This is a genomic window from Moritella sp. Urea-trap-13 (assembly GCF_002836355.1).
In the GTDB taxonomy this organism is placed as follows: Bacteria; Pseudomonadota; Gammaproteobacteria; order Enterobacterales; family Moritellaceae; genus Moritella.
In genome coordinates, this window is sequence record NZ_PJCA01000040.1 from 265,565 (window position 1) to 288,131 (window position 22,567).

General features: G+C 39.8%; 26 protein-coding genes. 18 read left to right on the forward strand and 8 right to left on the reverse strand.

Going from position 1 to position 22,567, the window contains the following annotated elements; all coding sequences use genetic code 11:
• Window positions 1–46: 46 nt before the first annotated feature.
• The 3 genes from CXF93_RS21660 to CXF93_RS21670 are packed head-to-tail and all read right to left on the reverse strand — an operon-like array spanning window position 47 to window position 1,123.
• On the reverse strand, window positions 47–385 hold the full coding sequence (locus tag CXF93_RS21660; protein WP_101064573.1) for a hypothetical protein: 339 nt from the start codon (window positions 383–385) through the stop codon (window positions 47–49).
• Window positions 382–696 (reverse strand): hypothetical protein, encoded by a 315-nt coding sequence (locus CXF93_RS21665; RefSeq protein ID WP_101064574.1) that lies wholly within the window; start codon window positions 694–696, stop codon window positions 382–384. The genes CXF93_RS21660 and CXF93_RS21665 overlap by 4 nt, the downstream gene beginning before the upstream one ends.
• Window positions 697–706: 10 nt before the next feature.
• On the reverse strand, window positions 707–1,123 hold the full coding sequence (locus CXF93_RS21670) for a hypothetical protein (protein WP_101064575.1): 417 nt from the start codon (window positions 1,121–1,123) through the stop codon (window positions 707–709).
• A gap of 304 nt (window positions 1,124–1,427) precedes the next feature.
• On the opposite strand from CXF93_RS21670, the gene CXF93_RS21675 reads away from it, so the two are divergent.
• From CXF93_RS21675 to CXF93_RS21710, 8 genes are all read left to right on the forward strand, one after another.
• Window positions 1,428–1,847, forward strand: coding sequence for a PACE efflux transporter (locus CXF93_RS21675; protein ID WP_101064576.1), 420 nt, complete (start codon window positions 1,428–1,430; stop codon window positions 1,845–1,847).
• Between the two features lie 75 nt (window positions 1,848–1,922).
• Window positions 1,923–2,264: a N(4)-acetylcytidine aminohydrolase gene (yqfB, locus tag CXF93_RS21680; protein ID WP_101064577.1), complete on the forward strand. Its 342-nt coding sequence runs from the start codon at window positions 1,923–1,925 to the stop codon at window positions 2,262–2,264.
• Window positions 2,265–2,954 (forward strand): pseudouridine synthase, encoded by a 690-nt coding sequence (locus tag CXF93_RS21685; RefSeq protein ID WP_101064578.1) that lies wholly within the window; start codon window positions 2,265–2,267, stop codon window positions 2,952–2,954.
• Window positions 2,955–3,186: 232 nt separating this feature from the next.
• Window positions 3,187–4,818 (forward strand): LytS/YhcK type 5TM receptor domain-containing protein, encoded by a 1,632-nt coding sequence (locus CXF93_RS21690; RefSeq protein ID WP_369832251.1) that lies wholly within the window; start codon window positions 3,187–3,189, stop codon window positions 4,816–4,818.
• 21 nt (window positions 4,819–4,839) lie between these two features.
• A complete protein-coding gene (locus CXF93_RS21695; RefSeq protein ID WP_101064580.1) occupies window positions 4,840–5,562 on the forward strand; it encodes a LytTR family DNA-binding domain-containing protein in 723 nt (240 codons plus the stop codon).
• 159 nt (window positions 5,563–5,721) lie between these two features.
• Complete coding sequence (locus tag CXF93_RS21700; protein WP_101064581.1) at window positions 5,722–6,963, forward strand: OFA family MFS transporter; 1,242 nt, start codon at window positions 5,722–5,724, stop codon at window positions 6,961–6,963.
• Window positions 6,964–7,171: 208 nt separating this feature from the next.
• The gene (locus tag CXF93_RS21705; protein WP_198551730.1) at window positions 7,172–8,044 is read left to right on the forward strand and encodes a LysR family transcriptional regulator; all 873 of its coding nucleotides are present in this window, start codon (window positions 7,172–7,174) and stop codon (window positions 8,042–8,044) included.
• A gap of 74 nt (window positions 8,045–8,118) precedes the next feature.
• Window positions 8,119–9,264 (forward strand): ChaN family lipoprotein, encoded by a 1,146-nt coding sequence (locus CXF93_RS21710; protein ID WP_101064582.1) that lies wholly within the window; start codon window positions 8,119–8,121, stop codon window positions 9,262–9,264.
• 21 nt (window positions 9,265–9,285) lie between these two features.
• Here CXF93_RS21710 and CXF93_RS21715 read toward each other — a convergent pair whose 3' ends face one another.
• A complete protein-coding gene (locus CXF93_RS21715) occupies window positions 9,286–10,227 on the reverse strand; it encodes a nucleoside recognition domain-containing protein (RefSeq protein ID WP_101064583.1) in 942 nt (313 codons plus the stop codon).
• 145 nt (window positions 10,228–10,372) lie between these two features.
• On the opposite strand from CXF93_RS21715, the gene CXF93_RS21720 reads away from it, so the two are divergent.
• Window positions 10,373–10,837 carry an Lrp/AsnC family transcriptional regulator gene (locus tag CXF93_RS21720; protein WP_101064584.1) on the forward strand — a complete coding sequence of 155 codons (465 nt, stop codon included), beginning with the start codon at window positions 10,373–10,375 and terminating at the stop codon, window positions 10,835–10,837.
• A 22-nt stretch (window positions 10,838–10,859) separates the two neighbouring features.
• On the opposite strand, the gene CXF93_RS21725 is transcribed toward CXF93_RS21720, so the two are convergent.
• Window positions 10,860–11,498, reverse strand: coding sequence for an alpha/beta family hydrolase (locus CXF93_RS21725; RefSeq protein WP_101064585.1), 639 nt, complete (start codon window positions 11,496–11,498; stop codon window positions 10,860–10,862).
• 181 nt (window positions 11,499–11,679) lie between these two features.
• On the opposite strand from CXF93_RS21725, the gene CXF93_RS21730 reads away from it, so the two are divergent.
• From CXF93_RS21730 to CXF93_RS21740, 3 genes are all read left to right on the forward strand, one after another.
• Window positions 11,680–12,057 (forward strand): DUF2237 family protein, encoded by a 378-nt coding sequence (locus CXF93_RS21730; RefSeq protein WP_101064586.1) that lies wholly within the window; start codon window positions 11,680–11,682, stop codon window positions 12,055–12,057.
• A 223-nt stretch (window positions 12,058–12,280) separates the two neighbouring features.
• A complete protein-coding gene (locus tag CXF93_RS21735; RefSeq protein WP_101064587.1) occupies window positions 12,281–13,276 on the forward strand; it encodes a DUF535 family protein in 996 nt (331 codons plus the stop codon).
• 105 nt (window positions 13,277–13,381) lie between these two features.
• Window positions 13,382–13,699: a helix-turn-helix transcriptional regulator gene (locus CXF93_RS21740; RefSeq protein ID WP_101064588.1), complete on the forward strand. Its 318-nt coding sequence runs from the start codon at window positions 13,382–13,384 to the stop codon at window positions 13,697–13,699.
• A gap of 69 nt (window positions 13,700–13,768) precedes the next feature.
• Here the strand turns inward: CXF93_RS21740 and CXF93_RS21745 are convergent, their stop codons facing one another.
• Together CXF93_RS21745 and CXF93_RS21750 are read right to left on the reverse strand one after the other, a co-directional pair.
• Complete coding sequence (locus tag CXF93_RS21745) at window positions 13,769–14,287, reverse strand: cytochrome b (RefSeq protein WP_101064589.1); 519 nt, start codon at window positions 14,285–14,287, stop codon at window positions 13,769–13,771.
• Window positions 14,288–14,389: 102 nt separating this feature from the next.
• Window positions 14,390–15,811: a lytic polysaccharide monooxygenase gene (locus CXF93_RS21750; protein ID WP_101064590.1), complete on the reverse strand. Its 1,422-nt coding sequence runs from the start codon at window positions 15,809–15,811 to the stop codon at window positions 14,390–14,392.
• Between the two features lie 338 nt (window positions 15,812–16,149).
• Here CXF93_RS21750 and CXF93_RS21755 point away from each other — a divergent pair, with 338 nt between their 5' ends.
• From CXF93_RS21755 to CXF93_RS21780, 6 genes are all read left to right on the forward strand, one after another.
• Window positions 16,150–17,100 (forward strand): helix-turn-helix domain-containing protein, encoded by a 951-nt coding sequence (locus CXF93_RS21755; RefSeq protein ID WP_101064591.1) that lies wholly within the window; start codon window positions 16,150–16,152, stop codon window positions 17,098–17,100.
• Window positions 17,101–17,110: 10 nt separating this feature from the next.
• On the forward strand, window positions 17,111–18,325 hold the full coding sequence (locus CXF93_RS21760; protein ID WP_101064592.1) for an EAL domain-containing protein: 1,215 nt from the start codon (window positions 17,111–17,113) through the stop codon (window positions 18,323–18,325).
• Window positions 18,315–18,638 (forward strand): hypothetical protein, encoded by a 324-nt coding sequence (locus CXF93_RS21765; RefSeq protein WP_232784295.1) that lies wholly within the window; start codon window positions 18,315–18,317, stop codon window positions 18,636–18,638. Before CXF93_RS21760 ends, CXF93_RS21765 begins: the two co-directional genes overlap by 11 nt.
• Complete coding sequence (locus CXF93_RS21770) at window positions 18,628–20,535, forward strand: ATP-binding protein (RefSeq protein WP_101064593.1); 1,908 nt, start codon at window positions 18,628–18,630, stop codon at window positions 20,533–20,535. Before CXF93_RS21765 ends, CXF93_RS21770 begins: the two co-directional genes overlap by 11 nt.
• A gap of 117 nt (window positions 20,536–20,652) precedes the next feature.
• The gene (locus CXF93_RS21775) at window positions 20,653–21,039 is read left to right on the forward strand and encodes a DUF3859 domain-containing protein (RefSeq protein ID WP_101064594.1); all 387 of its coding nucleotides are present in this window, start codon (window positions 20,653–20,655) and stop codon (window positions 21,037–21,039) included.
• Window positions 21,040–21,090: 51 nt separating this feature from the next.
• Window positions 21,091–21,729: a hypothetical protein gene (locus CXF93_RS21780; RefSeq protein WP_101064595.1), complete on the forward strand. Its 639-nt coding sequence runs from the start codon at window positions 21,091–21,093 to the stop codon at window positions 21,727–21,729.
• A 129-nt stretch (window positions 21,730–21,858) separates the two neighbouring features.
• On the opposite strand, the gene CXF93_RS21785 is transcribed toward CXF93_RS21780, so the two are convergent.
• Entirely contained in the window at window positions 21,859–22,545 is a 687-nt protein-coding gene (locus CXF93_RS21785) for an ureidoglycolate lyase (RefSeq protein ID WP_101064596.1), read from the reverse strand.
• Between the last annotated feature and the right edge of the window lie 22 nt (window positions 22,546–22,567).

Here is a 22,567-nt window from a genome sequence, read left to right on the forward strand (position 1 = left end):
GGGGGCCAATCGCGGAATATTTTAGAGTATACGATTGGCTGTAGCCTTATTGGATGCAAATGCCCTTCATTAATATTTTGTTATACCAACTTAAAAAACTATGGTCGGTGGAATATTGCGTGCTTACTGCTGTCAATTCGCCATCGCATTGTGCGATGAGTGATTGGCGGGCATCATCAACATAGTTAGTATTCGCGGCAAAGCCTAAAATAACGTGCTGTTTAGTAATTGCTTCAACGTATTTATAATCAAGATCTGCTGGGATTACTTGATCAAAACCATCGGTATTGACCATGTGGATACTACTGGTGCAGCCATTTAATAACAGCACAGCAGACAGTAACACCAAGCTGCTAAATGCATTTTTTATCACACTTTTTATCACATTCTGTCCTTAGGTAGGCTGCAATACCCGCTGACTATGACTTCGCGTTTAAATACGAGAAAATAACTGGTGGTTTGGTGCTTGGTAAATACGCCACTAATTTTACCGCCAACACACTGTTCTTTTAAATTATCTACAGCTCTGTCGGCAAAGTCATTTTGAGTAGTGAAATTGAGGAATACCCAGTCATGCGCATTGGCTTCGACAAGCTGGCCTTTATCTTTTGGTATTTGCGTCATTGATACTGTGTTTAAACCAACACAGCCACTGAGTGTTAGGGCGATAAATAGTAAACAACATTTACGGATCATGATTAATTCCTTAGATTATACAATCAGCATCGATACGAACAATTTCACCACTAGCAATGGCATAATCGTTGGCTTCTCGGACGCTGCGAATGGCGGTTATTTTGCCTGATTGGCACTGGGCATGAAGTTGGTTTAGTACATTTTGAGCATAGGCATCATTAAATACCGGATTACCTGTTCTCGGGCCCATATTCATAAGCGCCCAAATAGTTCTCAGTGCTTCGACCTCATCACTGCCTGAACCATTGGTTAACACGGCATCGGTAAGCGCTAAAGTAGCGTCTACATTGACGGTATTTTCAGACACCTTGACTGAAATCGGCTTTAGCTTTCCTTGGCTCTGGTCTATATCACCGACCTGGATATGATCCATTCGGGCACAGGCCGTGAGCAATAATATTGGGGTAAGCAACAAATATTTTTTCATTGTGAATGTCCCATTGATTTAGCGAGCGAGTGGCTGACGTTACATCATTTAGTGTTCGTCGCACTCATAGTCAGTTGTTTGTATAGGGATATTGTAAACAGGCTGACTGCATTTGTAGGTAAGCTTGTGTATGCATCTGTCAACAAATCTAACTGCACTTTCATTCCATCCGATAAACAGATGGAAGCTAACTTTTAGTTATAATAATTTGCGATAGAATGGCCGTCATAATAAAGCTTAACAGTATGTGTACGGTAATTACGATGATTACGGCATACAGCATAATGATGTGGAGAAGAATAAAATGAGAACAAGATTAGACCGTATTAGACACGCGATTTTATTTGAAATAATTGGCCTAGTGGCAATCATGGGCGTGTTAAGCCAACTTGGTTTTGAGCTCGGTCATGTCGGCGTCATGGGCGTATTATTTTCGGTTGTCGCAACGGGTTGGAATTATGTTTATAACCTTGGTTTTGATAAATATATGTTGAAAAAAATGGGTTCGGTCACCAAAACAACCTTTATCCGTATTGTCCACAGCCTTGGTTTTGAAGGTGGTTTACTGTTTCTGACGATCCCGTTTATGGCCTGGTTCTTAGACTTGAGTTTGTGGGATGCATTTGTACTTGATATCGGTATGGTGGTGTTCTATTTGTTTTATGCTTACGGTTATAACTTAGCGTATGACAAGATATTCCCAGTACCAATGACAACGCAGTAAGAAATATTTAAATTGCTCCAATCGGGTTTTATCTTGATATAATAGTCAGCTCTTAATTTGATAGATGAAACCCGCATGACAGTTCCGACTTTAACTCCAACTCCAACAACAATGACATTCTTCGCACGTTTTGAAACTGATATTCTTAGCGGTAAAAAAACCATTACCATTCGTGATGAAGCTGAAAAGTATTATGTCCCAGGTTCGGTAGTGACAGTTTCCATACTGGAGACGGGTCGTGAATTTTGTCAATTAGCTATCCTCGCTGTAGAGCCTATTTTATTTACCGAATTGTCAGATTTTCATGCTGAGCAAGAAAATATGACATTAGCCGTGCTTAAACAGGTGATCCAAGATATTTACCCGGGCATTGAGCAGTTATATGTGGTGTCTTATAAATTAGTTGGTCAGTTATAAATGCGTCTAGATAAGTTTGTCTGCAAAAGTACAGCGCTAAGCCGAGCACAAGCAACGGCGATGATCTGTGATGGCCACATAGTGGTTAATCATGTTGTTATTGTTGATGTGGCCACGCAGGTACATGAAGATAATCTCATCAGCTTAAATGGCGAGATACTTACCGCAAGAGCATCGCGTTACATCCTTATGCATAAACCCGCTGATACCATTTGCTCTAATATCGATGAAGCTTATCCGTCATTGTTTAATTATATTGATGTTGATAATGCATCAGAATTACATGTTGCAGGGCGTTTGGATGCTGATACTACCGGACTGGTATTGGTGACAGATGATGGCCGTTGGTCATTTAATATTATTACCCCCAATCAACATTGCCAAAAGGTTTATCGGGTTGGCTTATCGCGTCCAATTACCGATGATGTCGCGGCTAAATTTGCGCTCGGCGTGCAGTTACAGGGTGAGCAACAATTAACGCGTCCGGCAATATTAGAGGTAGTGACACCAAAAGAAGTGTTACTGACTATTACCGAAGGTAAGTTCCATCAAGTGAAGCGCATGTTTTCAGCGGTGAGTAATCGTGTGGTGAGTTTACATCGTGAAAAAATTGGCGCAATACAGCTAGATATAGAAGTAGGGCAATGGCGTTATTTAACCGCTGATGAAGTAAATTCGTTTACCAGTTGATGTCTGAACTTCGGGTCTGTAAGTAAAAAGCTGTAAGTTAAAGCTTTATCGCAGGGATGATAAAGGTAAGGGTTTTGACTGAGCTGTTGGTATTTTTAATATAATTAAGTATATAGTGTTTTAAATCAAACAATTAATAGAGTTAAAGCGATGTCAGGCGTAGAATAAAAGCGTAAGTATCTTCTACACGACGACATTAAGGCTTTTCTCTGTGTACACTGAACAATTTATGATGCTGCTGGCGGTATTTGAACGTGCAGCATTGATGCTAATGGCATTATTTTTCTTAACGCGCACCAATTTATTCCAGCACATCGTTATCAAAACCCAACGACATCCCGTTGAAACCGCCCTCATCTCGGTACTGTTCATTCTATTTGCACTCTTTAGCAACTACACGGGTGTCAATGTCGAAGGGTCACTCATCAATGTGCGTATTATTGCGGTCTTGTCTGGTGGCATCATTTTTGGTCCTTGGGTGGCAATTCCTGCGGGCATAATCTCAGGTGTACACCGTTATATTATCGACATGGACGGGCCAACATCGGTAGCTTGTTTAATTTCCAGTACCATTGCCGGACTATTAGCAACTTGGATCCATTTTCGCTGTCACAAAAAATCGTATGCAAAATGGGGCATTATTGCCGGTATGTTTTGCGAAATTTTAACCATGATTTTAATTGTGATCCTATCTGAAGATAAGGAACTCGCATACAACATTGTTAAACACATTAGCATGCCGATGATAGGCGGCGCGGTGTGCATTGGCCTTATTATAAAATTGGTGCAAGATTTAGATGACGAAAAAGATCTGATCGCCGCCAAACAAGCAAAATTGGCCCTCGATATCGCCAATAAAACCTTACCTTATTTTCGCAATAATCATCGCGATTCATTGACCAAAGTATGTAGCATTATTCGCGAAGAAACCCACGCTGATGCTGTCGCCATTACCGATGTAAAAGACGTATTAGCTTACGTTGGTATCGGCCAAAAAAACTATTTGGATACTTACCATCAAATCAGTGCAATGACCCAACAAGCCGTCAATACTGGCGAGCAAATTATCAGTAATAATTTGAATATACACGGCTTCCATTCACTGTTAATTATTCCATTGTGGGAAAACGGCGCGGTTAGCGGTACCTTAAAAATATTCTATCGCCAGCGACACCGCATTAGACCGTCATTACGTGAAATGACTATCGGTTTATCACAATTGATTTCCACTCAGATGGAAATTTCACGTCTTGAACAGTTAAAAACCATGACCAGTAAAGCAGAGCTGTCTGCATTACAAAGTAAAATTAACCCGCACTTTTTATTCAATACCTTGAATGCTATTTCCACGTTAGTGCGTATTAACCCCGATAAAGCCCGTCAATTGATTGCCAATTTAGCCGATTTTCTCCGCTATAATCTTGAGCGTAATAATGACTTGATCGACATTCAAGAAGAATTACAACAAGTAAGGGATTATGTCGCTATCGAACAAGCCCGCTTTGGTGACAAGCTTGAAGTAGCGTTCGATGTCGATGATGTGCATCCCACTATTCCTTGTTTATTGATTCAACCCTTGGTCGAAAATGCCATTCAGCATGGTATTCAGCCTTCTCGCCAACCTGGTAAGGTCAATATCTCGGTAAAACGCGATGGGCAACGTTTTAAAATTACCATTCAAAATACCGGTATAGGCATTAGCCAAAATGTCATTGATAAGCTCTATAACGGCACGATGGAAAACCATCATATTGGTTTGATGAATGTGCATCAGCGGATCTTATTATTATATGGTGAGGGTTTGCACATCAAACGTCTTGAGCAAGGCACTGAAATCGTATTTTACGTCAATGAATTGAAATGAAAGGTAAGGTAAGGTAATAGCATGTTGAAAGCCCTGATCGTAGAAGATGAATATTTAGCAAGGGAAGAGCTGACGTATTTAATCGAACGCCATAGTAATATCGAGATAATCGCGACCTTTGATGATGGCTTAGAAGCTTTTAAGTATCTGCAAACTCATAAGGTCGATATCGCTTTTTTAGACATTAATGTGCCGTCAATTGATGGGATGCTGCTGGCGCGTAATATTCATCAGTTTTCTGAAAAACCGCACATAGTGTTTACCACCGCGTATAAAGAATTTGCGGTGGATGCTTTTGAACTCGAAGCCTTTGATTACTTATTAAAACCACTGAATGAAAAACGTATTATCGGGCTATTAGCCAAACTCGAAGCGACCCAAGAATGCCAAGTAACCCCTCCAGAAGAAGTCAGGGCTAAAACCATAAATCTGATTAAGGATAACCGCATTTTCGTTACCGCCATTGATGACATTTATTATGCCATGGCGAATGAGAAAGTGACGAGTGTGTTTACCAAAGACGATGCCTTTATTGTGCCTTTCACCATGAGTGAATTAATTAATCGCTTACCTGAACAGCGTTTTTTTCGTAGTCATCGCTCTTACTGTGTCAACATTGATAAAATTCAAGAGATCATCCCTTGGGTGAACTGTACTTATCAGCTCAAGGTGCATGATATTGGCAGTGAAATACCAGTGAGTCGCAGCAACATCAAAGCATTTCGTGAATTAATGAAATTGTAATTCATGCCGCTATATTGCACTTCATACCGTACTTATTGCATCTCATTTTTTATTGTTTTCCGCCTATTGTTATCTCCTGCGGACCCCGTATTTTAGTGGCTTAACAAGGTGACAGATACCGTCGCCTTCATGCTTTTAAATTCGTTGGAGATTTACTTTATGACGACTCAAATATCAAACCGAGACCGACTATTAACGTTGCTTGGCACTATCATCACCCAATTTGCATTAGGGTCGGTGTATACGTGGAGTCTATTTAATTCACAATTGGCAGATAAGTTATCTGTGCCAGTTAGCCGTGTGGCTTTTTCTTTTGGTATTTTAAGTTTATCACTAGCCATTGCTTCATCATTGTCTGGCAAACTGCAAGAACGTTTCGGTGTGCGTAAAGTGACTATTTGCGCAGGTTTATTACTGGGTGCCAGCTTAACGCTAACCGCTTACGCTTCGAACCTTATTTTACTGTATATCTTCGCGGGCTTGTTAGTCGGTTTTGCTGATGGTACAGGCTACTTGATGACATTATCTAACTGCGTGAAACTCTTTCCGGAACGTAAAGGTTTGGTCTCTGCGTGTGCTATTGGTGCATATGGTTTAGGTAGTCTTGGCTTTAAATACATCAATATGTATTTCCTCACTAATAGTGGCCTAGAAAATACCTTTAGTACTTGGGGTTTGATTGCCATGGTGATGGTTATTATTGGTGGTCTGATGATGAAAGACGCACCCAAGCAAGCACCACAACAAACTGCAGCAGCAACGCCTGTGCGTGATTACACTTTAGCTGAAGCAGTGAAAAGCTCACAGTTTTGGATGTTAGCATTGGTGTTTTTAACCGTTTGTATGAGTGGTTTGTATGTTATTGGTGTCGCCAAAGATATCGGTGAGAGTTATGTGAATTTACCTGTGGCCATCGCTGCAAGTTCGGTTGCGCTTATCGCCGTTGCCAATCTGAGTGGTCGTTTAGTACTCGGTGTGCTTTCAGATCGCGTTAGCTGTATTAAAGTGATCGCGATTGCATTATTTATCTGCTTAGCGGGTGTATCTGCATTACTTTTTGCTGAGCAAAGCATGTTCAGTTTCTACTTTGCCGTGGTATGTATCGCCTTTAGTTTCGGTGGCACGATCACCGTATATCCATCATTGATCAGTGATTTCTTTGGCTTAAACAACTTGACCAAAAACTACGGCTTAATTTACCTTGGTTTCGGTCTCGGTAGTATTATTGGCTCTATCGTTGCGTCAGTGTTCGGCGGATTCGCAGCGACTTTCTATCTTATGTTAGGACTATTAGTTATCTCGCTTATTATTACGCTGACAATCAAGCTACCGGGTTCACAGCCAACTAAACTGGCTGGTACATTACGAAATAATCTTCCAGCGCAAGCTGCGATGGTTTAACGCGTCACGAGAATGTAAATAATAGCTATTTAAATAAGTGAAGATAAACTATCCGCAACTGTAATGCCTACGTAAGATAAATTGCGTGGGTATACATTTCTTATCATTTGTATTCTGTTTAAAGTGCAAACAGAATACAAATAGCTAATCATTACCTATAATCATTAAATATATTTATCAACTAAAACATATTTGAGAATAAAAATTAATGATTAATCCTGTGTTACTCCGTAGCTTTTGTACGCTGGTGGAAATCGGCCACTTTACCCGCAGTGCTGAACGCCTGAATATGACGCAGTCGGGTATTAGCCAGCATATCCGCAAATTAGAAGAGCAGTTAGGCCAAGATCTACTTATCCGTGAAGGTAAGCAGTTTACCCTGACGGACGCGGGGCAGCGCTTATATACTGAGGGTAAACAGATAATCAACTCACTATCAGAACTCGAACAACGGGTGACGACAGACCCTGCTTTTGAAGGCCTGGTCAGAGTTATGTCTCCTGGTAGTATTGGTTTGAAGCTGTATCGCTATTTACTGACGTTACAAGCTGAGCACCCGCAATTGGTGATTGATTATCGCTTTGCGCCAAACGCGACGATAGAAAAAGCCATTGCTGAACACAGTGTGGATATTGGTTTTATGACCAGCTCATCGACACTAGCGGAAGTGAGTTTGAAACCGATAGCGGAAGAAGCGTTATTGTTAGTCACACCGGCCAACGTAGAAGTGCCAAGTTGGCAAGCACTCATGAAATTAGGCTTTATCGACCATCCTGACGGTGCATTCCATTCTAGTCTGTTATTCGGGGCTAATTATCCAGAATTCAAACATTATAATCAGTTTAAAAAGGCCGGTTTCTCGAATCAAATAAGCCTGATTTTAGAGCCTGTGAGTTTGGGACTGGGTTTCACGGTATTGCCTGCTTATGCGGTCGCTGACTTCCCTCATCCAGAGAAAGTGAAGGTTCATCATCTTGCCATTCCTGTGGCTGAAACGCTTTATCTTGGCATGCACTTAAATAAGTTCATGCCTAGCCGCGTTAAGACTGTTGTTGCAGCCGCCAAAACCTGCTTAGTGTAGTTTGTTATGCACTTTATTTTTTCTATTTATTAGCTGTTATTTATTTAATGTACATGTCATTACTAGGGCGTTTTATGGTTAATTATCCGCAAGTATTATTTTCATTTTCAAAACGTTTAACATTTCCAAGACGTTATCAGCGCCATTGCATGAGTATCGCCTTGGCGGGATTACTATCTGGTTGTGCTGCTTCCCCTTTCTTGGGAAATGCAGAGAAAGTAGATGCTTCACAGAAAGTAACTACTTACTTTGATTATAACTTGCAGTCAGCTTCTGGGCAGGATGTTAGCTTATCGCGCTTTGTCGAAGAGATTAAAGATGCTGATGTGGTGCTGGTGGGGGAATGGCATACACATACCGGTATTCATCGTTTTCAAACCGAGTTATTACAAGCCATGCTTGCGGCAGGTGATGATGTTACGTTATCAATGGAGCAATTCACCCGTGACAAACAAGCTGTAGTAAATACTTACTTAGCAGGTGAAATCGGTGAAGGCACATTAATAACCCAAGCTAATGCGTGGCCAAATTACAGCAGTGATTATCGCCCATTAGTGGAATTAGCTAAGACTAACAATATTGATATAATTGCTGCCAATGCCCCGAAGCATCTCATTCGTTGTATCGGTAAAGAAGGGATTAGTTATGTTGACAAATTACCCGCGGATCAACGAACTTGGTTAGCGGCGAATATTAATACCCAAAACTCCGCGTACAAAACCTATTTTATGGCATCTATGCATCATGGTGATGAAAGCCAGAATGAAGATAAATTTGCTGCGCAAGTGACATGGGATGAAACCATGGCAGAGAGTATTGTTAATTATTTAGCTGATCATTCAAATTCATTACTAGCAGGTAATTCAAATACACCGCTGACGGATGATCTGAGTAAATTATCCGTAGGCAGTCGGCATAAACAAGTGCTGCATATTGCCGGTAAATTCCATACCGAAAATGGCTTAGGTACCGCGGCTAGTATTCTCGCTCGCGCGCCGGAATTGAAAGTCGTCATTGTCACGCCTGTAGATGTAACTAATTCGGTAACTAATTCGGTAACTCGTTCGGCAAATAGTGAACTAACAACGGGAGCCAAAACATCCACCGACTATCGCTTACAGGTAATAACGCCACCCAAGCAGTTCGTCACAAAAGCGAACATGATGGCGTCATTTAAACACTTATCTAAGCGTAATGATAAGTTAACCTGTATTAAATAAAAATCTGGACTACGTTTTTATTTAACTGGTTTCAGTACTCGAGCAGGACGTTGATTCCTGCTTGATGCAACGGGCCAAAATAGCGATAACAATAAAGCCAAATAATAATCGCCCCCACAAAATAGACATCAAGTCAGCGCCGAGTAATAAAATTAAGATGGTATCTTCAATCACGCTGTGGGCTAATCCTAAAAAGCACACCGCCAAGAAAATATCCCGCTTACTTATTCTTCCTGTACGTGCCTCATCAATTAACAAGCCCGCACCAAAACTTAAGCCCAACACTAAACCTATCACACAGACATTAGTGGTTTCTTTGCCGATGGTTAAGGCCTTTAAAAACGGTGATAACAAGGTTTGCATCAGTTTTTCGATACCACACCATTTCAATAACCGCATTAATATCATTAAGGCGGCAATGATAAAGAAAATAGAAAATAGCATGCTTAGCTGTGCCATCGTCCAGTCAAATAAACTTGAAGAGGCGGGAGTCGGCTGCCAAACAATCACCGCAGGCTGTTGCTGCCAATTACCTAATTGATAGACCTGATTGGCGATCATGCCTAGGATAAAACCACCGCCAATACGCAAAGGTAGGGTGACTCGCCAAGATACACCAGATAATTTAGCCACAGCGCCTTCTACGGGTAAGGCATGAGCCAGCAGCATCATGATGCCAAGCACCGATACTTGCGCGACTGTGAGTGGAGTATCACCTGCTAAATCAAAATATACTGCCATGCCGGTATAGATATTGGTGAGCATGGCCGTTGCCCAAACCAAGCCCATTTCTTCCGGTAAGCCAACCAGACTCATTAACGGGGCGAGTAGTTTCGCTAACCATTGCGTGCCGCCGAGCATGTCTAATATTTTTACGATAATAAGGGCGGGCACCATTACTTTGAGTAGTGTCAGATAAACTCGCCATACATCGAGTAATAATGATTTGAAGGTTGTGAACATGTGTTTGCTTCCTAGCTGCTAGATAAGTAATAGATAAATAATTGCTGTTTGATGCGATCTATTATATTCAAGCCGCTAGAAATAATTTCAATAATGGCGTACAAATGTTTATATAAATTTCTTATTTACTAGGCGTTAGTTAATTATGTTTCTCGATCGACTTGATAAAGCCATATTACGCCAGTTACAGCAAGATGCTTCAGTGAGTAATTTGCAATTAGCCTCACTGGTTGGTCTTTCTCCGCCAGCTTGTTTTAAGCGGGTGAAAAAATTAAAAAGTGAAGGTGTCATTGCCAGCCAAGTAGTGCTGCTTGACCAAGATAAGCTGGGTGCGTGTTTACACATGATTGTGAGTGTCGAAATGGAAAGAGACCGTTTAGATTTGAATGATGGTTTTATTAAACGTATTCGTCTATCGCCTGAAGTCAGAGAGTGTTATCAAGTAACAGGCGGAATTGATTTTGTATTATTGGTGACAGTCGCAAATATGCCTGACTATGAAACCTTCTGCCAACGTTATTTATATAGTGAGGCGAATATGAAAAACTTTAAAACGCAGATATCAATGAACCGAGTCAAATATGATACCTGCGCTGTTATTCCTGATTAGCAAGGTGGACGAATAGCAGGTGCTACGCTAATACCTTTTTAATAAACGCCGCCATGCTATCAATGGTTTTCTGAAGGTGGGCTTGATGAGTAAAACCACTTTTCACTCTGGGTTTTAAATCATGATCGCCGTCTGCTAACCACAAGAATTCAATATCCTCCGGTAAACCATAACTGTGCACTTCTTCTCTTGTACCTAACTTATCCCGATCGCCTTGGGCAATAAATACCGGTTGCTGGATCAATGGAAAATGTTCGGTACGTAATGATTCCGGTTTATTGGCTGGATGAAAAGGAAAACCTAAACAGGCGATGCCTTTCACTTTGGCATTAACGGTTAATTCATCTGTGGTTGGGTCGGATGCGACTAAACTTGCCATACGCCCACCCATAGATTTACCGCCAATCACCATAGGCTGGTCAATACGGGCAATCAATTGCTGAAACTGAGCTATTAATTTCGGCGCGCGTTCTGGTGGTCGGCGAGTACCGTTATCAACACGTTGCTGCATATAAGGAAAATTGAAACGCGCCACACGAATACCTTGCAGTGCGAGCCCTTGGGCAATGGTTTCCATCACGTCAGAAGTAGCTGGTGCACCGGCGCCGTGCGCAAATACAAATAATGGGCCATCGACAGGGCCGTTATAAATGAGTTCCATGATTTTCCTATGCTGTGGATCGTATCTAAGTGAGGTAACGCGTTTAAAAATCATTATACGTGATTGCGAATAGAAGCCTAATTATCTCATTATATTAGCTGCATAGACGGTGAAAATAATAAGTGCTAGTGTGAACTAACTTGAGCTTGACCTGTAGCAACGTAACGTGGAGATATAACACATGGAAATGTATGATTCAGTTAATGTATTTGGGGAGCAATTAGCGTTATGTGGCGAGGATCCTGTCACTGGTTTTTATCGCGACGGAGCCTGTAATACCTGCAGCCAAGACGCGGGTTCGCATACAGTGTGTATTGAAGTGTCTGCTGAGTTTTTAGAATACTCGCGCTTTAAAGGCAATGATTTATCAACCGCTGTACCGGAATCTGGCTTTCCAGGTTTACGCGCGGGTGACCGTTGGTGTTTGTGTGCGGCGCGCTGGTTACAAGCATTGGAAGATAATATGGCGCCGAGAGTATATTTACAAAGAACACACATTAAAGCATTAGAGATCGTGCCTATGGAATTACTTAAACGCTATTCAATGGATTTGAGCTAAATAATTAAAATATAACCTTAAATTTACACCGTAAATACCTTTGCGAACGATAGATTACTGACATTCTCTTACAGTTCTTTTGTTTTCCCTCAGGTATTTCGGGTGTATATATGACCACTAGTTCGTTGTATTGCAGTCATTCATTCCGTTAGACGAGTAATCGTATTTGGTGTGATGGGACGGCAATATTGAGTGAGTAGTGTCCATAATTAAGGTATCAACAATGCACAGCAAAAGTATCCGAGAGTTAAGTTGGCTTGCCTATCCAGATTTGAACGAAAATCAGTGTTCTAATTTGAAAATGCAGCAAAAACAAAAAAAATACCGGTCTAAATTTGTATTCAGAACTATGATGCATTACCCGTATTTTCGTCAATTTCAACGTGGTATTAATGCTCCTTTCCTGCAATTGTTATTACAACAAGATGCACGTTTTTTGGAAAAAACGTTTCGTCCTTACCTGCACATTGGTAATGGTATTGCTAATCGAACTAAGTTAGTCATTGGGCATTATCGCTTTATTAGCGAATGTTTACCTACCCAAACGGGTCTTGCTATTTACAACACAACGCAGGGAATTGAAGTCTCTCGATTTACTGTGGGCGAAGATGAATACCGTGTGACGCTGAGCTATTTTGCTTCAAATCATAAAGAAGGTGATTTGTGCATGAAGCTATTGGATCCAAACGGAAACATTTTTTATTCTATCACCTTCAGCGTTTTTGATGATCCGATTAAGGGACGTACGATTACTGTCGGTAGCCTGCAGGGGCCGAAAAGTACGCCTGAAATTAATGAGCAAATTAAATATTTTACCAAGCAGCACTTTGGCCAGAGACCTAAAGATTTGATGGTTAAAATACTCACCATTATTGCCAATGTTTGGGATGTTAAACTGCTTTTATTAGTTACTAATGAAGGGCATATTTATAGCTCTAAACGTTATGCTGATGACAAAATAAAAACTAATTATAATTGCCACTGGGAATCATTAGGGGCGACGAAGTACAGCAAGCACCTGTATCAACTCGATCTGCTTGAAGTGAGAAAGTTACCGGAAGATATTAAACGTAGTAAACGTGCAATGTATCGTAAACGTTATGAATGGCTTGATGTATTAATGCAAGAACTTGGCGAGAAGCTCGCTCTAAAAGTAACTATCAATACCAATACCAATACCAATACCAATACCAATACCAATACCAATACCATTCATTAGATTGACGAGCCTGCCTGCGGTTATAATGTTATCTATTGGTACTTAGAGTATATTTCTGCTAATATCGAAATATATGTTGTTAGCGGCTAACTTGGAGATATAAAAATGGATATTGATGTAATTGCGAAAGCACTGAAAGAGCTGGGTCATCCAACACGATTAACTATTTTTAAAAGTGTCATTCGTGCTGGCTATCAAGGTATTGCGGTGGGTGGCTTACAAGAACAGCTAGCAATCCCGGGCTCTACATTATCGCACCATATTTCTAGTTTGGCATCGGCAGGCTTACTTTCACAGCGTCGTGAAGGACGTACTTTGTATTGCGTGGCTGAATACGACAAGTTACAAGCTGTGATTGGTTTTTTACAAGATGAATGCTGTATTGATGAAATGACGCGCAATATTGCGGAGTCTGATCAATAACGCACTATTATTGATATGCGTTCCGTAACTTAATGTTAATACGGAACGACTTCACATCATCGTCTGGCACTAAATCATTCTTTTCAAAATACGCCTACCCGACATTTCATGTTTTATTAATGCCGCTAAATGACAGACTATCAACAGGGCTAATAATCGACAAGTATACAAATGCAGGCTTTCAAAAAAATGAATCGTGCTTTGATCTGCTAGCAGCTGCGGGATAGTAAATAATCCAAATACCGTTACGTCATGACCCATCATTAATACACCACTGACTAACACCAATGAAACCAATACATAGAGTGAGGTATGTCCTATGTGTGCGAGCTTGGCTTCTAATATCGACATCGCAGGGTGTGGTGCTGGTACACCTTGTTTTAATCTGTGGTAAATACGCCAACAAAACAGTGGCATAAATACCGTTGTTATCGATACATTGAAACTTAAAATATGACTTTTAATATTGCTTTCCAGTTCGAAAAAGGCGATGTATAACCCCGAGATACTTGCCCATAAGATCACCAGCGCTGAGATCCAATGAAGGTATTTTGCGGTTGTATCAAATTGATGAGTGAGTTGATTCATATGCGTTCCTACATTCGTGCAGATAAAAAAACAGCGTAAATATGATTTACGCTGTTTGACTTAGATTATCTTGATGGTTTTTTTAATTGCTATTAGCCACGATTATGCGCATGGACCAACAAGTACCCAGCCAGAGTAAGGTTGATCAGGAGTCCTACCTGTATCAGTCCAGCGTTCTGCTTGGTAGATATTGTCTTGATAAGACACTTTATTGCTTGGTTTGTATTGCTTGCTGATATCAATCGCTTGAACATCTTGGCAATCACCTGGAACGTCAGCATTAATGATATTAAAGCTATTTGATTCTTGTAGTGATAGGTTGCTGTCATCATTAGAGTTAGCCACTGAAACCAATTTGAAGTTGCCAGCTGTTACATCATCAAGTGATATTGTAAAGCTTTTCACCGTATCGTTAACATTGGCTGATACCGATGCTATCGCTTTATTAGCGGCATCAAAAATGGTATTGGTGACATTTAAGTTACCCACAGCTTCAATATTAAAAGTAACCTCTACAGCATTGTTGTTGATTACATATTCATTTTCTAAGCCTAAAACGCTAATGCTGTCATCAACAGGTATGTCAGCTTTAATAATATCAATTTCAACAGAGCTAAGATTAGAATCCGCTTTTAGATAGACAGCATTATTGCCATAAATTGGGGTGAATACATCATCGCTACTTTTCACGCCAGATTTTGCATCTGTTTGTTCAGCATTAATTGCCATCGCTAGATCGTAAGACCAAGTATTACGTTGACCATGAGCAACCGAGTTAATGTTAATGCTCGTTTCAGCGGTAAACGAACCCGCGGATGAATTAAAGAAGCGGGCTTTTACTTTATCACCAGCGGCTAAATCTTCTTTTGCTACAATGGTGGTACTTTGTTGCCATGCATCATTTACAGGTGGTGGGGTTACACCATCTTCAAATTCCACGTCGATAACATTGTAAAAAGCATTGGCGGTATCATCAACGCTCCAAACTGACAGGATAACTTGATAGCCGCTGCGTTCAGGTACATTACAGCTATGCGCATTACCTAAATTCGCCGGAGGCGGTGTCCCGCCCATATCAATAACACAGAAAGGATTGGCTAAATCAAACGACTCACGGGTTAATGGTGCGTTTTGGTTCCAGTCCGGTTTTGTTATGTAATAAACGTAATCAGTGGTTAGATGGTTAGCGGTACTAAACCAGTGGAAGTCATTCACTCCCGCTTGGATCTTGTTTTTATACCATCTGTTTGATGACTGCAGATCAAGTACATCAAATGCACCGCCTTTTTGAGCAGATGCGATCTTGCTATCAACAGGGCCTGTTGTAGGAAATCCTTTTGGCGCTTCTAAACTTTGTCTATCATATGACGCATTCACACAATCATTTTTAAATCCGTTATCTCGATGACATAAATTAACGCGCGAAGGGAACTCGCCAGCGACATAGCCGTGCGCGATAGCTAAAGTCGGTGCCAGTGCCGCTACTGTTAAGGCCCCGAATGATGCTAAAACTATTTTTTTCATATAATAAACTCCATGTTGAATAAATGTTAAATATGCTACAGCTACGTTTTTTAATGCTTCATTATTGAACAAATATGATAACGACCTGTCATTTCTACCACTAGAGTAATAATTATTTCTATTTGTAAAAATGTGCCTAGAGCCTTGTTACTAAATAGATTTCTGATATAGGCATTTTTTTATTTAAGATTAAAATTATTACTGTGGAATTAGTGCATGTATAAACATATATTTCAGAATATATTGTTTGGTGGTTTTCACATTGGACTTATAATGTAATTGCACTGTGACGATTATTAGGTTTGTTATGACGGTATTAGGTCTAGATGGAAGTGAAGATGGGATATAAAAAATACGCTTACCCAAAAGCAGTAATAATGAAAGTATTCTCTAGTTTTCTAAGAAAAATACGGTCAGAGCATGATCTTTCACAGGAAGGTTTAAGGGCTTTATTAAATGATAAAAGCCATTCTTTTGATAGTTTAGATACGATCTCAATTAGTCGCTGGGAGCGTGGGATTAATACCCCTTCATTAACAAAACAGGCTGAGATCGCAGAGATTTTTGGTGACAGCCTGTTTAATATTTACCGCTCAGATACTGATTTTGTTGCAGAGTGTATGCATTCAATTCAATTTTCTGTCGGCGATAAAAATGACAAAACCACGCACCCTTATTACCAAGACGAACAATACCATACTGAATGTATTGACACTGAACATGTCAATTTTGAGCGATTCCTGAAACTTTGTTTAATGTACGAAGGTAACCCGCGCTTGCTTCCCACTCATCAACAAACCTCATCTGCGGAAGTGCTAAAGCAACTGACTTTAATTTCGGCTTTTTGTAATGCAAGCCAATTGGTTGGCCATTGCTTGTTTTGTAAAGTGAATAGCAAAGCATTGTTTGAGTTTATGAATAACACGATAGGTATTCTGGATTTATTAAATGTTGTAAAACAAGATAGAGTCAATGTGCTGGTGGTGTTTTCCTCATTTGGCGTTTCAGCACAAATTGATAATCATATGATGTCCATCTATCTCAATCAGTTAGCGATGGATGATACGATTGAGTATTTGAGCTTTAGTACTTGTGATAGCAAACTGAAACAAAAATTAATGCAAATGAAGATCCCGATGTTTAAAGTTAAACCGATTGAACATCAAGCTAAAATGATACAAAACTATTCATTTATTATGAGTAGGTCAGAAGTAATGGCTAATCGAAATATGCTGATGCTTTCTGTTATAACAACACAATGCATGCAACCTAAAACTATCGAGATATAGCGGAGTAATGATGAATATTTTGATTGTGGATGACCAAGAGTTTGTTCGCGAAGCGATAAAATCAGATCTTATCGAGAATGCTTTAGAGAGTACTTTAAATTCGGCGTTCCAGAGCTTTGAAGCGAGTGATGCAAATGAAGGTATCGAAGTCATCGTTGCGATGGAAGGTAATATCGATTTACTCATTTTAGATTTGAAAATGGATAATAGCGATGGCATGGAAGTGATTAACTTTTTGTCGGCGCACAGCCTTTATTCCCACATACCATTAGCTGTTATTAGCTCATCTGATAAACGTACTCTTGAGCTGGTGAGTAGTATTGCCTGTCGCTTGAAATTGAATGTGGTAGGGGTGTTTGAAAAACCCATTAATGTAGATGCGATCTTATCTGAAACGCTAAGGTTACAACAAGCGAGTGGCAATATCCCAGTCGTGGCCACGCCCGACGATGTTACAGAATATGATATAAATCAGTTGCTTGCAGATGAACAAGTACTACTTTGCTTTCAACCTCAAGTTGATATGAAGAGTAAGAAAATCAATGGTTTTGAAGTATTAGCGAGAATGTATGATGAAAATGGCTATATTTACCCTGATACATTTTTGCCTTTGATTTATAACGCAGGGTTAAACGTTGAGTTTACCAAAATCATTATCACTAAAGCATTTAAGCTTTGGGTAAATGAAACCAATTTGCTGGATTATACATTATCGATTAACGTGACAGCTGAAGACTTGATGAGTGAAGATTTGATTGATTATATCATTCGTCACAAGCAAGCACATACGCAGATAAAGCTGATCTTAGAGCTGACAGAGTCACAAGCAATTATTAATCAAGGCTGTGTATTAAATTCTATTGCTCGACTGATTATTAATGATATCGGTATATCACTGGATGACTTTGGTAAAAGTTATTCGACCTATGAACGTTTAGATATCATTCCTTTTAAGGAAATTAAAATAGATCGCTCTTTTGTGTGCGATATAGATACCAATGAACAGCATCGTCTTATTGTCGAATCGACGATCGCACTAGCCAAAAAAATGTTGGTCAATGTTGTAGCCGAAGGCATTGAAACGCAAAGTGTGCTTAAGATTTTAGCTGATCTAGGTTGTGATACTGCGCAAGGCTATTTATATAGTCCGCCAATGGAAGGACGTTATTTACAAGCGTGGGTTAATCGTTACGAGCACCAGGAAGTTAATGTTAATGATAGCTAATACTGACTTTATGAATACTGATTTTATGAACTTAGGTACTGACTTAAAAACGTTTTTTAATCGCTATAGTGAACAGCGACGCTTAGCTTTATACCAAGCATTAATTCGTGAATTAGCTAATATTCGCGCACAAAGCAAAGTAACTGAAAGTATAGATAAAATTAACTCACTGAAGCATCAATTTAAAGGTGTTTGCCGTTATTTGGTGCTTGATCTTGATACCCAGATTGATGGGTTCAAGACTGCTGAACAGTTATATTGTGCTGTCGATAATATCTACGAACAAGTTGTAGCGATAGAACATGAGTTCTAAATTTAATCTGCGCAGTTATGTCTGTGCTTGCCTGCTGGTTACTATGGCGATAGTAGCTGTATTTAGTAGTTATAGTTTAAGTAAATTTAAATCTAATCATGATAAAAATGTCGCGACGCTGATGGCGCTGAATGAAGAGAACTATTTGCAGCACAGGCTTATCATGAATGCGACAAAGTCTTTTTTTAAAGCATCACAAGGTGTGAAAGAGTCTGAGTTTAGAATTTTCACTCGAGAGTTATTAGGTAAGAGAGAAGCAATATTTTTCACCTTAACGCCTGAATTGACCCTAGGCTATATTTCTGATGATAGCGTGACTGAACATTTAAATGGCTTAGAAGTTAATATCGACAAAGATGGAATGGTGAAGGGAACATTACCTCACTATCAATTAATTGGCTTTGCGATTGATGAACCCAATATGCCGTATTTATTTTATGCGGTACCAATTAAAAACGTGCTGTTCAGCCTCGATAAATTAAAGGGATCTTGCCTAAAGTACTCCTCATCACAACTCTCAGCAGAGAGTAAAAATTGTGTGCTTAAGTCGACTAATATGTTGTTTGATCTGTTTCGTTATGAAAGTGATCTGGATATTAGTATTCCGAATTATAATTTCTATTACATACTTACGATTAAATCACAGGTGTCGGAATCAAGGCTGATGGAGTTTTTCTTCATTGTGTTGTCGATCTTGGTTGCTTGTGCATTGGTTTTTGTATTGCTGTATTTTAGACTGGTGAATAAGCATTTGTTTAATCGGATTGAGCGAGAGAATAAACTTAATGTCGCGATGGTATCAAGCATTAATCATGAAATAAGAACGCCGATTAATGCGTTACTTGGTTATAGTCAGATGTTGAGGGATATGCCAAAAATTAGTGATGAACACAGTGTGGTGATTGATAAAATGCTGTGGTCGGCTAATTTGTTGTATTCAGTGGCTGAGAACACCTTAAATTACAGTAAGTCAGCGACGGATGGTTTAGTGCTAAATAACGCACCAATTAATACGCCGAAATACTTTAATAATATTAAAGATTATTATAATAAATTGAGTCTTCCTGAAGGTAAAACTCTGGACTTTCATGTCAGTGATAAATTACCTAAAACAATCAGTGTTGATAGCTCTAAATTATTTCAAGTTATCACTAATATGATTAATAACGCCTTGAAATACAGCACTGGCCAAGCGGTGAGTTGTCATGTTGATATTTGTTTACGCCGTGTATTTAATGATCCTACGTCGTCAAATAGAGAATTGTATTTACGGGTATTAATCCAGGATACCGGTCGTGGCATGTCGCAATCAACCAAAGAATTACTGACCGACCCTTTTGTTTTTGATTCTGAATCACAATTGAAAAAAGTATCGGGTATTGGCTTAGGACTTTATACCTGTAATCAATTACTGGCTCAGATTGGTGGTAAATTGAGACTGCACAGCGTGGAAAACGAAGGCACTAAAATCATGCTACATTTTCCGCTTCGATGTGGGACATATGTGTTATCGGAACCGTTAAACCCGCGTAACTATGCTGATAAACGCATTTTAATTGTCGATGATAATAGCTTTAACCTCGAAGTATGTAATGCCATGTTAGAGGACGAACAGTTTAATACCGTTTGTGCGGATAACTCTGAAGATGCATTGATTAATTTCACTGATACTAATCCAGATTTGGTGATCGTTGATTATCAGTTAGATGAAATTAATGGTATCGACTTGATTACCAAAATGAAATCAATTCAAGGTGATGCCAAAACGCAGTATTTTATTTTATCGGCTAATGATAAAAATGAAATATTGCACAGTGAATGTCACCCAGATATTTACTTTATGCAAAAGCCATTTAATACCGCCATATTCTTAAGTTGCTTAGAAAATCGTGATTAATATGCCAGAGTGGTGAGGGGAACACACCTTCCCACAATGCTTAGTCAGCGTTATTATGTAAGAGATCTGTCGTGATCGAACGATAACGCTAATTTCAGACAATCTTAAGGCTAACTTATGGCTAAGTATAAACCCGTCACTAAAATGCAAACCTACGGTATTCACTCCCAGTGGCAGAGCAAATCAAAAGACTTACCGAGTATTCAAAAGTTCACTACAGATATTCCAGCTGAGATTGATATTGAGTTTGGTTTTATCGTTAATATCAAAAAAGCCCGTGGTGCTAAATTGCAATTCTGTATTGCTCATCCCGGTATATTGGACGCCGATGGTAATAAACGCGCGCCGTTTACTGGCGATGTGCATGTGACGAATAGCGACTGGAGTTTTTATTTGGGCGATACAGTGTGGGAGCCGATTGCGGATAAATGCGGTGCCTGGCGTATGACAGTATCACTCGATGGTAAAGTGTTAGCGGATAAAACCTTTAATGTTGCAGTATAACTGCTAAAATCCCGCCCTTATAGTTAACTTTAGCCAGCAAAGGTAGATACCGTGGATACGTTTATTTCCCAAAAAATTGATAACTCAGCGTTAAGATCGCATCCATGGACGAACATGGTATCCGATGAGTCGAGTATATACATGGATTTTAAACAACAGCCAGAGTTGATCCGCAGTGCGCTAGAAGATTTGTTACCATTTCAACAGTGGGAATTTGTTGAACAGTTTTATCGTTTAATCGAATGGGTGAATGGTGCAAACTCGTTATTAGAAAGTAATGACTGTGTATTTAATGCTGTTGAAGATAATAGCGACCAGCAATACCTGTATGCGAAAAAATGCAGCGGGCGATTAATGATCTTATTCCGAGAAATTCCTGAAAATTGTCAGGATAAAAGTATTGATTGGTTAATGAATAATATCCAGTCAATGGCCTCGTCGATGAAACCAAGCTTTAAAGCCGGTGCTATTGGCCTATCAAAATCACCGACCTGTTATTTAGCATTAGGTGATAAACCGGATACTGGCGGAATGGGTTACCAAGTCACGTTAAACTTCTTTGCCTATGGAGAAGATGAGCAAGCGTGTTATACAAACCTGAAAGATGTGTTGGCGATCACCCAAAAAGCATTACTACGTGTAAATATGCGCATTAAAAATGGCGAAATAGATGCGCTTTACGCGATCTAAATACCAAGTAACTATATCAAGTAGTTATATCAGTAGCGATGCCAAGTCACTATGCTAAGTACCGGAGCGTTGAAGATAGCATTAAACGCAGCGGTAGCTTAGTTGGGTTATAGTAATAACTTAGTTGGATTATAGCGGTAACTTGGTTAAATCAACCCGTAATAAACAATTAAATTCCTGACCAAAATCAACCGATACGCGTGCATGTACCGCGCCTTCTTTATCAACAAATTCTTGTTCTCCTGCAATAGCGAATACGCCTTCATGCCAAACATCTGCATGGATGTAAGCACCTTGCTCACCGCTAAAATAAAAACACACAAAGTTTTCCGGTTGCACATCATCACCCGGTAACGCCAGCGGTAATAAAAATGGCTGGTTTGACTTAGGGTAAAACATCTGGCCGCCATCAGGGTGATAATTAGCATGCCATAAAATCAGCTGATTTGGTTTGTTAGTGTGGGTATCAACCGCTATTTCAGGGCGTTGGTTATAACCGATAATATAATGGCCATCAACGGCGTTATTACGGCCAAACAGATAATCACCTTTCCAAGTACTAATAAACGTCCCTTCAGTGACACCACCCTCATCACCGGTATCTTCATCTACTTTGCGCCAACCTTGCGCTGGCCAGCGGGTGATTTCGATATCAAATGTCTCTGGGTCATCAACAAAAAAACCATAACCTTTTAGCGCTTCGGGCGTGGCTTTAATAATGGGGAGATCGACTAAAGCAAGATCGGCGGCTATGGCAGGATTAAGGTAGTCTGGGACTGTAGTTTCAATGTTATTTGTTGTAACTATAACTATCATGTTAGTGCTCTATAGTAGCTGA

Excerpts from the sequence above, each read along its gene's own strand:
- CXF93_RS21665 (WP_101064574.1), bottom strand. The coding sequence starts at position 696 with ATGATCCGTAAATGTTGTTTACTATTTATCGCCCTAACACTCAGTGGC.
- CXF93_RS21670 (WP_101064575.1), bottom strand. The coding sequence starts at position 1,123 with ATGAAAAAATATTTGTTGCTTACCCCAATATTATTGCTCACGGCCTGT.
- CXF93_RS21675 (WP_101064576.1), top strand. The coding sequence starts at position 1,428 with ATGAGAACAAGATTAGACCGTATTAGACACGCGATTTTATTTGAAATA.
- yqfB (WP_101064577.1), top strand. The coding sequence starts at position 1,923 with ATGACAGTTCCGACTTTAACTCCAACTCCAACAACAATGACATTCTTC.
- CXF93_RS21685 (WP_101064578.1), top strand. The coding sequence starts at position 2,265 with ATGCGTCTAGATAAGTTTGTCTGCAAAAGTACAGCGCTAAGCCGAGCA.
- CXF93_RS21690 (WP_369832251.1), top strand. The coding sequence starts at position 3,187 with ATGCTGCTGGCGGTATTTGAACGTGCAGCATTGATGCTAATGGCATTA.
- CXF93_RS21695 (WP_101064580.1), top strand. The coding sequence starts at position 4,840 with ATGTTGAAAGCCCTGATCGTAGAAGATGAATATTTAGCAAGGGAAGAG.
- CXF93_RS21700 (WP_101064581.1), top strand. The coding sequence starts at position 5,722 with ATGACGACTCAAATATCAAACCGAGACCGACTATTAACGTTGCTTGGC.
- CXF93_RS21705 (WP_198551730.1), top strand. The coding sequence starts at position 7,172 with ATGATTAATCCTGTGTTACTCCGTAGCTTTTGTACGCTGGTGGAAATC.
- CXF93_RS21710 (WP_101064582.1), top strand. The coding sequence starts at position 8,119 with ATGGTTAATTATCCGCAAGTATTATTTTCATTTTCAAAACGTTTAACA.
- CXF93_RS21715 (WP_101064583.1), bottom strand. The coding sequence starts at position 10,227 with ATGTTCACAACCTTCAAATCATTATTACTCGATGTATGGCGAGTTTAT.
- CXF93_RS21720 (WP_101064584.1), top strand. The coding sequence starts at position 10,373 with ATGTTTCTCGATCGACTTGATAAAGCCATATTACGCCAGTTACAGCAA.
- CXF93_RS21725 (WP_101064585.1), bottom strand. The coding sequence starts at position 11,498 with ATGGAACTCATTTATAACGGCCCTGTCGATGGCCCATTATTTGTATTT.
- CXF93_RS21730 (WP_101064586.1), top strand. The coding sequence starts at position 11,680 with ATGGAAATGTATGATTCAGTTAATGTATTTGGGGAGCAATTAGCGTTA.
- CXF93_RS21735 (WP_101064587.1), top strand. The coding sequence starts at position 12,281 with ATGCACAGCAAAAGTATCCGAGAGTTAAGTTGGCTTGCCTATCCAGAT.
- CXF93_RS21740 (WP_101064588.1), top strand. The coding sequence starts at position 13,382 with ATGGATATTGATGTAATTGCGAAAGCACTGAAAGAGCTGGGTCATCCA.
- CXF93_RS21745 (WP_101064589.1), bottom strand. The coding sequence starts at position 14,287 with ATGAATCAACTCACTCATCAATTTGATACAACCGCAAAATACCTTCAT.
- CXF93_RS21750 (WP_101064590.1), bottom strand. The coding sequence starts at position 15,811 with ATGAAAAAAATAGTTTTAGCATCATTCGGGGCCTTAACAGTAGCGGCA.
- CXF93_RS21755 (WP_101064591.1), top strand. The coding sequence starts at position 16,150 with ATGGGATATAAAAAATACGCTTACCCAAAAGCAGTAATAATGAAAGTA.
- CXF93_RS21760 (WP_101064592.1), top strand. The coding sequence starts at position 17,111 with ATGAATATTTTGATTGTGGATGACCAAGAGTTTGTTCGCGAAGCGATA.
- CXF93_RS21765 (WP_232784295.1), top strand. The coding sequence starts at position 18,315 with ATGATAGCTAATACTGACTTTATGAATACTGATTTTATGAACTTAGGT.
- CXF93_RS21770 (WP_101064593.1), top strand. The coding sequence starts at position 18,628 with ATGAGTTCTAAATTTAATCTGCGCAGTTATGTCTGTGCTTGCCTGCTG.
- CXF93_RS21775 (WP_101064594.1), top strand. The coding sequence starts at position 20,653 with ATGGCTAAGTATAAACCCGTCACTAAAATGCAAACCTACGGTATTCAC.
- CXF93_RS21785 (WP_101064596.1), bottom strand. The coding sequence starts at position 22,545 with ATGATAGTTATAGTTACAACAAATAACATTGAAACTACAGTCCCAGAC.